11 protein-coding genes are annotated in these 12,050 nt (G+C 65.4%); 4 read left to right on the top strand and 7 right to left on the bottom strand.

Translation table 11 applies throughout. From position 1 onward, the window contains the following. Positions 1-6 precede the first annotated feature (6 nt). Both H9L16_RS13570 and H9L16_RS13565 read left to right on the top strand, forming a co-directional pair. Complete coding sequence (locus H9L16_RS13570) at positions 7-3,093, top strand: efflux RND transporter permease subunit (RefSeq protein WP_187552192.1); 3,087 nt, start codon at positions 7-9, stop codon at positions 3,091-3,093. Further along, positions 3,090-3,803, top strand: coding sequence for a DUF4386 domain-containing protein (locus tag H9L16_RS13565; RefSeq protein WP_187552191.1), 714 nt, complete (start codon positions 3,090-3,092; stop codon positions 3,801-3,803). The genes H9L16_RS13570 and H9L16_RS13565 overlap by 4 nt, the downstream gene beginning before the upstream one ends. A 9-nt stretch (positions 3,804-3,812) precedes the next feature. On the opposite strand, the gene H9L16_RS13560 is transcribed toward H9L16_RS13565, so the two are convergent. The 7 genes from H9L16_RS13560 to ykgO all read right to left on the bottom strand — a co-directional run bounded on the left by H9L16_RS13560 (position 3,813) and on the right by ykgO (position 9,308). Continuing rightward, entirely contained in the window at positions 3,813-5,027 is a 1,215-nt protein-coding gene (locus tag H9L16_RS13560) for a TraB/GumN family protein (protein ID WP_187552190.1), read from the bottom strand. Between the two features lie 83 nt (positions 5,028-5,110). Next, on the bottom strand, positions 5,111-6,037 hold the full coding sequence (locus H9L16_RS13555) for an alpha/beta hydrolase (RefSeq protein WP_187552189.1): 927 nt from the start codon (positions 6,035-6,037) through the stop codon (positions 5,111-5,113). A 19-nt stretch (positions 6,038-6,056) separates the two neighbouring features. Then, a complete protein-coding gene (locus tag H9L16_RS13550) occupies positions 6,057-6,662 on the bottom strand; it encodes a TetR/AcrR family transcriptional regulator (RefSeq protein ID WP_187552188.1) in 606 nt (201 codons plus the stop codon). Positions 6,663-6,729: 67 nt separating this feature from the next. Continuing rightward, positions 6,730-7,617 (bottom strand): carbon-nitrogen hydrolase, encoded by an 888-nt coding sequence (locus H9L16_RS13545; RefSeq protein WP_187552187.1) that lies wholly within the window; start codon positions 7,615-7,617, stop codon positions 6,730-6,732. Next, positions 7,617-8,675: an agmatine deiminase family protein gene (locus tag H9L16_RS13540; RefSeq protein WP_187552186.1), complete on the bottom strand. Its 1,059-nt coding sequence runs from the start codon at positions 8,673-8,675 to the stop codon at positions 7,617-7,619. Before H9L16_RS13540 ends, H9L16_RS13545 begins: the two co-directional genes overlap by 1 nt. A gap of 8 nt (positions 8,676-8,683) precedes the next feature. Beyond that, on the bottom strand, positions 8,684-9,040 hold the full coding sequence (locus H9L16_RS13535) for a hypothetical protein (RefSeq protein WP_187552185.1): 357 nt from the start codon (positions 9,038-9,040) through the stop codon (positions 8,684-8,686). Positions 9,041-9,182: 142 nt separating this feature from the next. Further along, the gene (gene ykgO, locus H9L16_RS13530; RefSeq protein ID WP_036206164.1) at positions 9,183-9,308 is read right to left on the bottom strand and encodes a type B 50S ribosomal protein L36; all 126 of its coding nucleotides are present in this window, start codon (positions 9,306-9,308) and stop codon (positions 9,183-9,185) included. A 191-nt stretch (positions 9,309-9,499) separates the two neighbouring features. Here ykgO and cmk point away from each other — a divergent pair, with 191 nt between their 5' ends. Continuing rightward, complete coding sequence (gene cmk, locus H9L16_RS13525; RefSeq protein ID WP_187552184.1) at positions 9,500-10,183, top strand: (d)CMP kinase; 684 nt, start codon at positions 9,500-9,502, stop codon at positions 10,181-10,183. A 154-nt stretch (positions 10,184-10,337) separates the two neighbouring features. Continuing rightward, positions 10,338-12,038: a 30S ribosomal protein S1 gene (gene rpsA, locus H9L16_RS13520; RefSeq protein ID WP_187552183.1), complete on the top strand. Its 1,701-nt coding sequence runs from the start codon at positions 10,338-10,340 to the stop codon at positions 12,036-12,038. The last annotated feature ends 12 nt before the right edge of the window (positions 12,039-12,050 follow it).

Here is a 12,050-nt window from a genome sequence, read left to right as displayed (position 1 = left end):
GTCTCGATGAACATCACCGAGCTTTCCATCCGCCGCCCCGTCACCACGATCATGTTGTTCGTGTCGATGGTGGCGATCGGCCTGATCGCCGCGTTCCGGTTGCCGCTGGAATCGCAGCCGGAGGCCACCGCGCCGTTCTTCTTCGTGCAACTGCCGTACGCCGGCTCCACGCCGGAGGAAGTGGAACGCAACCTGGTGCGGCCGGTGGAAGAAGCCATCGCGACCATGTCCGGCATCAAGTCGATGAACGCGAATGCCGGTGCCGATGGCGGCGGCGTGTTCGTGCAGTTCAGCGACTGGAGCCGCGACATCGCGATCGCTGCATCGGATGCGCGCGAGCGCATCGACGCCATCCGCGACCAGTTGCCGGACGATTTCCAGCGCTATTTCGTGCGCCGCTGGAGCACCGGCGACCAGGAAGCGATCAGCCTGCGCCTGACCAGCGCCGACGACCTCACCGCACGCGGCGAGCTGATCGACCGCAGCCTCAAGCGGCGACTCGAGCGCTTGCCTGGCGTGGCTCGCGTGGAAGTGGAAGGCGTGCCGGTGCAGGAAGTGCAGGTGGCGATCGATCCCGATCGCCTGACTGCGAATGGCGTGGGCTTGAACGAGCTGGTATCGCGCCTGCAATCGGCGAACTTCTCGATCTCGGCCGGACAGATCACCGACGGCACGCAGCGCCTGCGCATCCAGCCGAAAGGCGAGTTGAGCGACCTGCAGCAATTGCGCGACATGCCGGTGAACGCGCGCGGCGTACGCCTGGGCGACATCGCCGACGTGCAGCTGCAGGCGCAGCGCATGAACTACGTGCGCCAGATCGACGGCCGTCCCAGCGTGGGCGTGGACATCTACAAGGAACGCGCGGCCAACCTGGTCGAGCTGTCGCGCTCGGTCAAGGCCGAACTAGTCGTGCTCAAGGCCGACCCGGCGATGAAGGGCATCGCCATCGACGTCACCGACGACCAGGGCGACCAGGTGGTGAGCTCGCTGGTGGCGCTGGCCGAGGCCGGCCTGATCGGCCTGCTGCTGTCGGTGATCGTGCTGTGGTTCTTCCTGCGCCACTGGCCCTCGGTGCTGATGGTGAGCACGGCGATCCCGATCTGTTTCATCATGACCCTGGGCTTCATGTACTTCGCCGGGATCACCCTCAACATCCTGTCGATGATGGGCCTGCTGCTCGCCGTGGGCATGCTGGTCGACAACGCCGTAGTGGTGGTCGAGAGCATCTACCAGGAGCGCGAGAAATACCCCGGCCAGCCGCGCCTGGCGTCGGTGATCGGCACCCGCCATGTCGCCATCGCGCTGTCCGCCGGTACCTTGTGCCACTGCATCGTGTTCCTGCCGATGATGTTCGGCGAGAAGAACATGCTGACCATCTTCCTGACCCAGCTGGCGGCGACGATTTCGGTGTCGTTGCTGGCCTCGTGGCTGGTCGCGGTGAGCCTGATCCCGATGCTGTCGGCACGGATGAAGACGCCGCCGGCGGTGAAGTCGCCCTTCATCAACAACCTGCAGGTGCGCTACGCCCGGTTGCTGCGCTGGACCCTGGAACATCGTGGCTGGAGCGCGCTGGGCATTGTCCTGATCGCCGCGTTGAGCGTGATCCCGATCAACATGAGCAAGGGCGACGAGGGTGGCGACGACGACCCCGGCGAGATCGCGATCTTCTACCAGTGGCAGGGCTCCTACTCCAAGGAGGAGATGGGCAAGGTCGTGAACATGGTCGAGGCCTACGTCAACGCGAACCGCAAGCGCTTCGACGTGGAGCGGGTGTACTCGCGCTACAGCGAACAGGGTTGGGCGGTGACCGAGGTCGACGTGTCGGCGAAGGATTCCAGGCGGACCAAGGAAATCGAGGAAGAACTGCGCAAGGGCATGCCGGCATCGGCCCGCGCGAACATCGGCATCGGCCGCCAAGGCGGCATGGGGGGCGACGACAAGAGCATCCAATTCAGCCTGATCGGCGATTCCAGCGAGACCCTGCGCGAGCTGTCCGAGGACATCGTGCCGATCCTTGCGCGCGGCAAGCACCTGCGCGACGTACGCGTGGACACCGGCGATGCCAATACCGAACTGTCGGTGCGGGTGAACCGCGAGCGCGCGGCTGCGTACGGATTCAGCGCGCAACAGGTGGCCCAGTTCATCGGGATGGCCCTGCGTGGCTCGTCGTTGCGCGAGTTCCAGCGCGGCGATGTGGAGATCCCGGTCAACGTGCGTTTTGCAGGTGCCCAGGACTACGGCCCGGCCGATCTCGAGTCCTTCACCGTGCGTTCCGCCGATGGCCGCGACATCCCGTTGCTGGCGATGGTCGATGTCGGCGTGCTGCCCTCGGCGCGGGGGATCCAGCGCATGAACCGACAGACCATGCTGAAGATCGAAGCCGGCCTCGCGCCCGGTTCCACGATGGAAGAAGCGCAGAAGGAAATCGAAGACACGTTGAAGGGCATGCAGATGCCGCCCGGCTACGCGCACACCTTCGAAGGCGGCGGCTTCGGCTTCAACATGGACGCGCAGCAGCAGATGGTCGGCAACATCGGCATCGCCCTGCTGCTGATGTTCATCGTGATGGCGGCGGTGTTCGAGTCGCTGCTGTTCCCGCTGGCGATCATGAGCGGCGTGGTGTTCTCGATCTTCGGCGTTTACTGGCTGTTCTGGCTCACCGGCACCGAGTTCAACATCATGGCCTTCATCGGCATCCTGGTGCTGATGGGCGTGGTGGTGAACAACGGCATCGTCATGATCGAGCACATCAACAACCTGCGCCGACGCGGCATGGCGCGCACCGAAGCACTGATCGAGGGCAGCCGCGAACGCCTGCGCCCGATCATGATGACGATGGGCACGGCGATCCTGGCGATGGTGCCGATCGCGCTGTCCGATACCCAGGTGGCCGGCGAGGGCCCGGCGTATTACCCGATGGCGCGTGCGATCGCCGGCGGCCTCGCCTTCTCCACTGTCGTCAGTCTGCTGTTCCTGCCGACGATCTACGCGATGCTCGACGACCTCAGCGCGGGCAGCGGGCGAATCATCCGCCGCGCGGCCCAACGTCGCGGCTGGAGCTGGAAGAGGAAGTCCCCGGCACCGGTGGCATGAACGCGGGCGCGGGCGATTCCGGCGGATTGAAGGGGCAGGCCCGGTTCGCCGGCCTGCTGTACCTGATCGTCGTCGCCACCGGGATTTTCAGCCTGGGCTACGTCCCCTCGCAGATCAATGCCGCGCAGGACTGGCCGGCGACAATGGGCAATATCGTCGCCCATGAATCGCTGTTCCGTTGGGGCATCGCCGCGTTCCTGATCAAGCAGGTCGCGTTCCTGTTGCTGCCGCTTCTGCTGTATCGCGTGCTGGGCGATGCCGACCGCATCGCCGCCATCGCGATGGTGGCGTTCGCGGTGATCAGCGTGCCGCTGGCACTGGTCGCACTGGGCCACAAGCTGGATGCGCTGTCGCTGCTGACCGATCCAGTGCTGGCCAACACCATCGCACCCGCGCAGTTGCAGGCGATGGCGGTGCAGGCGCTGGATGCCTACGGCAATGCGCTGGTCGCGACGCGCCTTTTCTGGGGCCTGTGGCTGCTGCCGTTCGGCTGGCTGGTGCTCAAGTCAGAGCGCATGCCCAAAGCTCTCGGCATCATGCTGGTGCTCGGTTGCCTTGGGTATCTGGTCGACGTGTTCGGCGGGTTGCTTGCGCCCGCGTATGCCGATTCGATGATCGCGAGCGTCGCGATGCTGCCGGCATCGATCGGCGAGATCGGTGCGTGTTTCTGGCTGCTGTTATTCGGGGCCCGCAAACCGCGAGACGCCTGATCGCGGGGCTCAGCCCACCAGCTTGCGGAGGATCGCCGCGCCTGAGACCCACACGCCGATCATGCTGCCGATGTTGGTGAGCAGGAACACCAGCACCACCCGGCACACGCGGTTGCGATACCAGCCGCCCAGCGTCTGTGCGTCGTCGCGCAGGGCGAGGAAATCCGGATAGGCCGGCTTGCGCAGGTGCACTTCGACCAGCGCACTGAACATGCCGGGCGGCAAGCCGGGGCGGAACGGCTTAAGCGGCGCGGAAATCGCCGCGGCAAGGATGCTCAGCAGATGGCCGCGTGCGAGCAGCGCGCCCAGTCCGGCCAAGCCTCCGGTCCACACGACCCATTGCAGCAACAGCTCGCGTCCCAGCTCGCCACCGCCATTGAAATAGCCCCAGGCGATGCCGCCGCAGATCAGCAGCATCAAGATGATGGTGATCCACGGGATGTTGCGTTTCTTCACCACGTGCGCGAGTTGCGCGGTCAGTTCGGCCGGTTCCCGCTGGTCTTCGGCCAAGTAGCGCGCCATGCCCTTCAGGTGGCCGGCACCGACCACCGCAAGCACATGCGTTGCGCCGTCTACACGCTCGCGCAGCTTCGCCGCCATGTACTGGTCGCGCTCGTCGATCAGAGTGGCGTACAGCGACGGCGTATCGCGCGCGAATTCGCCGAAGCTCGATTCGAGCATGTCGCCTTCCTTGAGCCGCTCGATGTCGTCCTCGGAGACTTCGTCGCTTGCGAACAGGCCGCCGGCGAGTCCGCCGACCAGCTTCATGCGGTCCCACCAGCGCAGGCCATGCAGGATGCGGCGGAAGGTGATGCCGACATCGCGATCGATCAGCTGCAGCGGCAAACCGCGCGCAGCGGCTTCGACCGCGGCCGCCTTCAGCTCCGCGCCGGGCTCGATGCCGAGTTGTTCGGCCAGCCGGCGCTGGTAGGCGGCCAATGCGAGATTCGCCGCGAATGGGGCGATCTTGCGTTCGCGGATGACCTTGACAAGGTCGAGTTGCGCCAGCGCATCCGGGTGGGTCAGCGCCTTGTGCCGCTGCTCGTCCAGTTCGACCGCGACGGCATCGAAGCGGCCGCTGTCGATTGCCGCCATCACCGCGTCGATGCTGGTCTTGGAGACATGCGCGGTGCCCAGCAACGTGTAGCGCACGCCATCGCGTTCGAGTTCGACGATGGGTTGCCCGGCGAAGGCGTCAGTGGCGGTGCTGGATTCGGTGCTCATCGGGCCTGCGCATCTCTGGAAAGCCGCCATCTGCATGGCGGCCGCGCAGGATAGTCGGTTTCGCGCTGGCGCAGCGTGTGCTTTCAGGCCAGCCCGTAGGGCAGGTCGGCGGTGGAGACCACGCGTTCGCCCACTGCTTCTCCACGCAGGAAACGCAGGGCCGAGGCGATCACGCTGTCGTCGTCGGCGATCCGGTTATGGCCCAGCCCGCGCGTGCTCAGCAGCCGCGATTGCGGCCAGTAGCGCGCCCAGCGTTCGCCCTCCGACCACGGCACTTCACGATCCTCGATGTCGTGCACGATCAATGCCGGACGGCCGATGCGGGGCGCATTGTTTTGCGCCTGCAATTCATTCGCGGAAAAGCGCATAGCGCCCTCGAAGCGGGCGAACATGCGCCGGCCCAGGTGGCTCGCCAGCCACAACAGACTGGAGAAGCGTTCGACTGCCGCCAACGGGTCCGCGGCCGGTGCGATCAGCACGGCGCTATTTGCCTGCATGCCGCGCGCCAGGGCCAGCGCGGTCGCCGCACCGCCCAGCGAGTGGCCAATCACCGCCGCAGCCGGCCCATAGTGCTTCGCGACCGCCATCAGGTGGCAGGTGAAGTCGGGCAGGGTGGTGTGGGTGCCGCCACTGCGGCCATGCGCGGCCTGGTCGAAGGTCACTACCGCATAGCCCGCATCGCGCAGCGGTTGGACCCAGCGTGCGACGCGGGTGCCGTGGCTGGACCAGCCATGCGCGAACAGGACATAGGGCTGGGTGGCCGGATCGCCCCACGCGTAGGTATGGATGGCAATGCCGTTGATGCCGAGGTCTTCCTCGCGTGCGCCGAGCGTGGGCATGGCGCGTGCTCGCGTGCGACTGGAGGCGAACGGCGTGGTGAACAGCCGAGCGGCCTTGGCGGCGATGGCCTCCGGCGCGATATGGCCGCCCATGAAAAAGGTCAGGCGCACCAGCGGCAACTTCAGACTATCGCGAACGGTCGTGCTAATTGTGGACAGACGCTTGAACATCACGGCACCTCGTGGTCGATCAGGGGGAAGGAGCGTGGGCAGCGCACCAGCGTTCGAGCGCGCTGTCGCCGTGTTTGCGTGCCTGTTCGTAACCGAACAGGCCGGACTCGTGGAGCATGGCCAGCGGGATTGCATACAGTTCGAAGGCGTACTGGTCGGTGTCGCCATCGCGCAGATGGCCGCATTCGATCGCCAGCTGGGCGGCGCGCTGCAGTTCCTGCCGCCAGCGGCGCTCGTTGCGGAAGACCTGGTCGCGCAAGGGGCCGGGACGGTGATCGAACTCGCTGACCGAGGCCACCAGCACGCAGCCTCCGCTTTCCAGTCGGCCCCATTCGAACCAGTTGTGCATGAGCGCGCGCAGGCGCGGCAGGCCGCGTGGTTGCGACAACGCCGCGCCCAGCACGAACTCGCCGAAGCGCATGCCCGCCGATTCCAGCACCGCAAGCTGCAGGTCTTCGCGCGAGCCGAAATGGGCGAACACGCCGCTCTTGGACATGCCCACCGCCTGTGCCAGCGGTCCGATCGAGAGGCCTTCGATGCCCGCGAAACGGGCGATCTCGTAGGCCTTGTCGATGATGGCATCGCGGGTGGCGGCGCCCTTGCTGGTGGCGGTCAACGGGTTCACGGTCGGCAAATTAGCACGACCGTTCGGATTTATTCGACCGTTTGTCGGCAAGGAGCAAGCGCGGGAATCAGTCCCGGTAGCGCTTGGTCAGGTCGCCGTAGGCGTCGATGCGGCGGTCGCGCAGGAACGGCCAGATGCGGCGCACGTGCTCGCTGCGCTGCATGTCGACTTCGGCCAGCAGCAGGGTCGGCTCGGTGCCGGCCTCGGCGATGAACTCGCCTTGCGGCCCCAGTACATGGCTGTTGCCCCAGAAGTCGATGCCGGATGCCCCCATCGGTGACGGCTCGTGGCCGACCCGGTTGCAGCTCAGTACCGGCAGCCCGTTGGCGACTGCATGGCCGCGATGGCTCAGTACCCAGGCATCGCGCTGGCGGGTTTTCTCGGCCTGCTCGTCGGACGGATCCCAGCCAATGGCGGTCGGATACAGCAGCAGTTCCGCGCCGGCCAAGGCCATCAGGCGCGCGCCTTCCGGATACCACTGGTCCCAGCACACCAGCACGCCGAGGCGGCCGACGCTGGTGTCGATCGGAGTGAAGCCGATGTCGCCGGGGGTGAAGTAGAACTTCTCGTAGAAACCCGGATCGTCCGGGATGTGCATCTTGCGGTACTTGCCGGCGGTGCTGCCGTCCGTGTCGAAGACCACTGCGCTGTTGTGGTACAGCCCGGTCGCACGCTTCTCGAACAGCGAAGTCACCAGCACCACGCCGTGTTGCTTGGCGAGTTTGCCGAGCCGTTCGGTCGACGGGCCGGGGATGGTTTCCGCCAAGTCGAATTCGTCCACCGATTCGTGCTGGCAGAAGTAGGCGCCGTTGTGCAGTTCCTGCAGCAGCACGAGCTTGGCACCCGACGCGGCTGCCTCGGCCACGCGCTGTTCGATGATGGTGAGGTTGGCCTCGGCATCGCCGTGGTTCTTCTCCTGCACCAGGGCGACGGGAAGCTTGTTGTACTTGGCCATCAAACCAGACCCTCGGGCAGTTGCATGGTGATGCAGTGCAGGCTGCCGTTCTGCCAGATCAGCGGGCGGCAGGGCACCTGCACGATTTCGCGATGCGGGAACGCATCCGCCAACACCGCGGCGGCAACATCATCCGCCTCGTCGCCGTAGGCCGGCATCAACACCGCACCGTTGACGATCAGGAAATTGGCATAGCTGGCGGCGAGTCGGCGTTCGCTGCCGTCCGCTGCCACATCGAGGACCGGCTTCGCCCACGGCAACGGGAACAATCGATAGGGCTGGCCTTGCTTCGTCCGCAGGGCAGCGATCTCGTCGGCCATCGCCTTGAGGTCGGCGTAATGCGAATCCGCAGGATCGTCGCAGGCCTGGAACACGATGGCATCACGGGCGGCGAAGCGGGCGAGGGTATCGATGTGCGCGTCGGTGTCGTCGCCCTCGAGCGCGCCATGGTCGAGCCACAGCACGCGATCCTGATGCAGCCAGCCGGCGAGCTTCCCGGTCAGTTCTTCGCGCGACGCATCCGGATGGCGCTCGTGCAGGCACTGCCAGGTGGTCAGCAGGGTGCCGTCGCCATCGGTGTCGATGGCACCGCCTTCCAGCGCGAAATCGATGGTATCGCGCGCCTGTGTGCTGAACACCTGCGAGTCGGTCAGGCGCTGTACCAGTTGGTCGTCATCGCTCGCGTCGAATTTGCCGCCCCAGCCGGTGAAGCGGAAATCAAGCAGGCGGAAGTCGTCGCCATCGCGCAACCCGCTTTCAATCAACGTGATCGGGCCGGAATCGCGCAGCCAGGTGTCGTCGTAGGGCACGGTGACGAAACGCACGCGATCCATGTCCACCCGGTTGCTGCGCAGGCGCATCTCCGCGTAAGTCTCGACATCGTCGTCGGCCACGCAGATCACCACGCGCTGGAAGCGAGTGATCGCCGCGACCAGCGCGATGTAGGTCTCCTCGACGCCGGCCAGGCGCTCGGCCCAATCGGTGTCGGCGTTCGGCCACGCGATCAGGATCGCCGCCTGGGGTTCCCACTCGGCGGGGAAACGCACGTTGTCTTGCATGCGGGCTCTTAAGTGGTTGGCGGCTTGGGCCCGATCTCGTTCGGATCGGCCTTGGTCATCACCACGTCGATGACCTTGTTGCGCTCGAAATACACGGTGAAGGCCGGATAGGTCCAGCGATTGATCGTCGGCCAGTCACGCTTCTGCCCGCCGCGCGGGTCGAGGCGATCGGTGGGTGCGCCGAAACGCGCCTCGACCTGGGACATGCTCATGCCGCGGCCGGGCAGGTTCGCGGGTTCTTCATGCACGCGTTCGATCAGCAGGACATCGCCCTGTACTTGTGCTTGTCGGGCAAGGGCTATGCCCGGCGCGGCAACGAGCGTTGCGGTGATGACAGCGAGGATGCTGCGGCAGAGGCGGTTCATGGCGACGCTCCCGGTTGCAGGGTAGGGACGACGGATTCTATGCCCGAATCGTGAACGGACTGCGATGGCACGGCTGCGCAAACCGTGGATAGCAGAAGGCCGCCTTGCGGCGGCCTTCGAAAGTGCAACCCATGCAGTCAACTCAGCGCTGGCGCGCCTTGAAACGCGGGTTGGACTTGCAGATCACGAAGACCTTGCCACGACGGCGAACCACCTTGCAGTCGCGGTGACGGTTCTTCGCCGACTTGAGGGAGGACAGGACCTTCATGACAGAACCTCGGCAAAAATGATGGATGGAGCGGTTGGAGGAAAGCGTTGCCGAAAGCCTGAGCCGACTGCCGCAACACGAAGCCGCGCATTCTAACGGGGTTTGTGTTTCCAGATCAACAGCTTGAAGCGTTTTCCTGCCGGATCGGTCGGAATTGGCCGCAGCTAGGGTCCGGCCGGCATAATCACGGCATGGATCCCACCGCCCCCGTGCTCACCATCGATGGCCCTTCCGGCTCCGGCAAGGGCACGATCAGTCGCATTGTCGCCCAGCGCCTGGGCTGGCGTTACCTCGATTCCGGCGCACTCTACCGCGCTGTGGGCGTGGCGGCGGGCTGGGCCGACCTGGATCTGGACGATGCCGGGGCATTGGTGCGCTGCACCTTCGATACCGTTGTCGGTTTCCGCGAAGGCGAGTCCGGCGATCTGCGGGTGCTGGTCAACGGCCACGACGCCACCGATGAGTTGCGCACCGAAACCGCGGGTGCGGCCGCCTCGGCTATCGCGGCGATCCCGGAAGTACGGGCCGCGCTGAAGGACCGCCAGCGAGCGTTCCGGCAATTGCCGGGGCTGGTGGCCGACGGTCGCGACATGGGCACGGTGATCTTTCCCGACGCCGGCCACAAGGTCTTCCTGACCGCGAGCGCCGACGAGCGCGCCGAGAGACGCTATAAGCAGTTGAAAGACAAAGGGGTTTCCGTCACACTTGATGGTCTGCTGCGCGAGATTCTCGCCCGCGATGCCCGCGATGCCAGTCGCGCGGTGGCGCCGTTGCGACCGGCCGACGACGCCGTCCGCATCGATACCACCGGGCTTGGCATCGATGGCGTTGTCGCACTGGTGCTGGACGTGGTGTCCGGCCCCCGCGCGAACTGAGCGCCCGCACGGCAGAACCCTTCCACGCCCGCATCCCGCGTGCGTGGCGTCCAACCCACCAACACACATGGCGGAGCGCGTCCTGCGCGATGCCAGACCCAAGGTGGGTCGCCCCGTACGTGCGGGCGACCTGTGTATCCACCCGAGATTTTTCATGAATTCCGTAGCTACCGAATCCTTCGCCGAACTGTTCGAACAGAGCCAGACCAATTGGGCCAAGATCAAGCCCGGTGCCATCGTCAAGGGCATCGTGGTCGACGTCCGCAACGATGTGGTCGTGATCAACGCCGGCCTGAAGTCCGAGGGCATCGTCCCGATCGAACAGTTCCGCAATGACGCCGGCGAGATCGACGTCGGCATCGGCGATGAAGTCAAGGTTGCCCTCGATTCGCTCGAGAATGGCTTTGGCGAAACCGTGCTGTCGCGCGAGAAGGCCAAGCGCGCCATGGTGTGGGACGAACTGGAAGAGGCGCTGGAAGCCAACGCCACCATCGTCGGCCGCATCAGCGGCAAGGTGAAGGGCGGTTTCACCGTCGACATCAAGGATGTCCGCGCGTTCCTGCCGGGTTCGCTGGTCGATGTGCGCCCCGTGCGCGACCCGGTGTACCTGGAAGGCAAGGAGCTGGAATTCAAGCTCATCAAGCTGGACCGCAAGCGCAACAACGTGGTCGTCTCCCGCCGTGCGGTGGTCGAGAGTGAGCATTCGGAAGAGCGCGAGCAGCTGCTCGAGAAGCTGGTCGAGGGCGCGGTGCTGAAGGGCGTCGTCAAGAACCTGACCGATTACGGCGCGTTCGTGGACCTCGGCGGCATCGACGGCCTGCTGCACATCACCGACATGGCCTGGAAGCGCGTGCGCCATCCGTCCGAAGTCGTTGAAGTGGGCGCCGAGCTCGACGTGCGCGTGCTCAAGTACGACAAGGAGCGCAACCGCGTTTCGCTGGGGCTCAAGCAGCTGGGCGAGGATCCGTGGGACAACATCGCCCGCCGCTACCCGTCCAACAGCCGCGTGTTCGGCAAGGTCAGCAACGTCACCGACTACGGCGCGTTCGTCGAGATCGAGCCTGGCGTGGAAGGCCTGGTCCACGTGTCCGAAATGGATTGGACCAACAAGAACGTCAACCCGGCCAAGGTCGTGCAGGTCGGCGACGAGGTCGAGGTCATGGTGCTGGACGTGGATGAAGAGCGTCGCCGCATCTCGCTGGGCATCAAGCAGGTCACCAGCAATCCGTGGGAAACCTTCGCCGCGATCCACAAGAAGAACGACAAGGTGTCCGGCCAGATCAAGTCGATCACCGACTTCGGCATCTTCATCGGCCTGGACGGCGGCATCGACGGCCTGATCCACCTGTCCGACATCAGCTGGAACTCCACCGGCGAAGACATCGCCCGCAACTACAAGAAGGGCGACACGCTCGAGGCAGTGGTGCTGGCCGTCGATCCGGAGCGCGAGCGCATCAGCCTTGGCGTCAAGCAGATGGAACAGGATCCGCTGGGCCAGTTCATGGCGACCAATGCGAAGGGCACCAAGGTCACCGGCACCGTCAAGGAAGTCGACGCCAAGGGCGCGACCATCGACCTGGGCGATGGCGTCGAAGGCTACGTGATGGCACGCGACGTTGCCGACGAGCGCGTCGAGGACGCCAGCCAGTACTTGAAGGTCGGCCAGGAAGTCGAAGCCAAGTTCGTGGGCATGGACCGCAAGGGCCGCAGCCTGCAGCTTTCGATCAAGGGCAAGGACGATGCCGAGACCGCCGAAGCGATGGCCGAGTACAACAAGTCCTCGTCCGACGCCTCCAGCGGCACCACCAAGCTGGGCGCACTGCTGCGCGAGCAGCTGAACAGCAAGTCCGAGTGATCCTGACGGCCT

The sequence above is a fragment of the Thermomonas carbonis genome, from assembly GCF_014396975.1.
Lineage (GTDB): Bacteria > Pseudomonadota > Gammaproteobacteria > Xanthomonadales > Xanthomonadaceae > Thermomonas > Thermomonas carbonis.
Note: the sequence above shows the minus strand (reverse complement) of the source record. Positions and strands in the feature narration are given on the sequence as shown.

Coding starts and splice junctions, on each gene's coding strand:
- cmk (WP_187552184.1), top strand. CDS start 9,500: ATGGATCCCACCGCCCCCGTGCTCACCATCGATGGCCCTTCCGGCTCC.
- H9L16_RS13545 (WP_187552187.1), bottom strand. CDS start 7,617: ATGGCCAAGTACAACAAGCTTCCCGTCGCCCTGGTGCAGGAGAAGAAC.
- H9L16_RS13540 (WP_187552186.1), bottom strand. CDS start 8,675: ATGCAAGACAACGTGCGTTTCCCCGCCGAGTGGGAACCCCAGGCGGCG.
- H9L16_RS13555 (WP_187552189.1), bottom strand. CDS start 6,037: ATGTTCAAGCGTCTGTCCACAATTAGCACGACCGTTCGCGATAGTCTG.
- H9L16_RS13565 (WP_187552191.1), top strand. CDS start 3,090: ATGAACGCGGGCGCGGGCGATTCCGGCGGATTGAAGGGGCAGGCCCGG.
- H9L16_RS13570 (WP_187552192.1), top strand. CDS start 7: ATGAACATCACCGAGCTTTCCATCCGCCGCCCCGTCACCACGATCATG.
- H9L16_RS13535 (WP_187552185.1), bottom strand. CDS start 9,040: ATGAACCGCCTCTGCCGCAGCATCCTCGCTGTCATCACCGCAACGCTC.
- rpsA (WP_187552183.1), top strand. CDS start 10,338: ATGAATTCCGTAGCTACCGAATCCTTCGCCGAACTGTTCGAACAGAGC.
- H9L16_RS13560 (WP_187552190.1), bottom strand. CDS start 5,027: ATGAGCACCGAATCCAGCACCGCCACTGACGCCTTCGCCGGGCAACCC.
- ykgO (WP_036206164.1), bottom strand. CDS start 9,308: ATGAAGGTCCTGTCCTCCCTCAAGTCGGCGAAGAACCGTCACCGCGAC.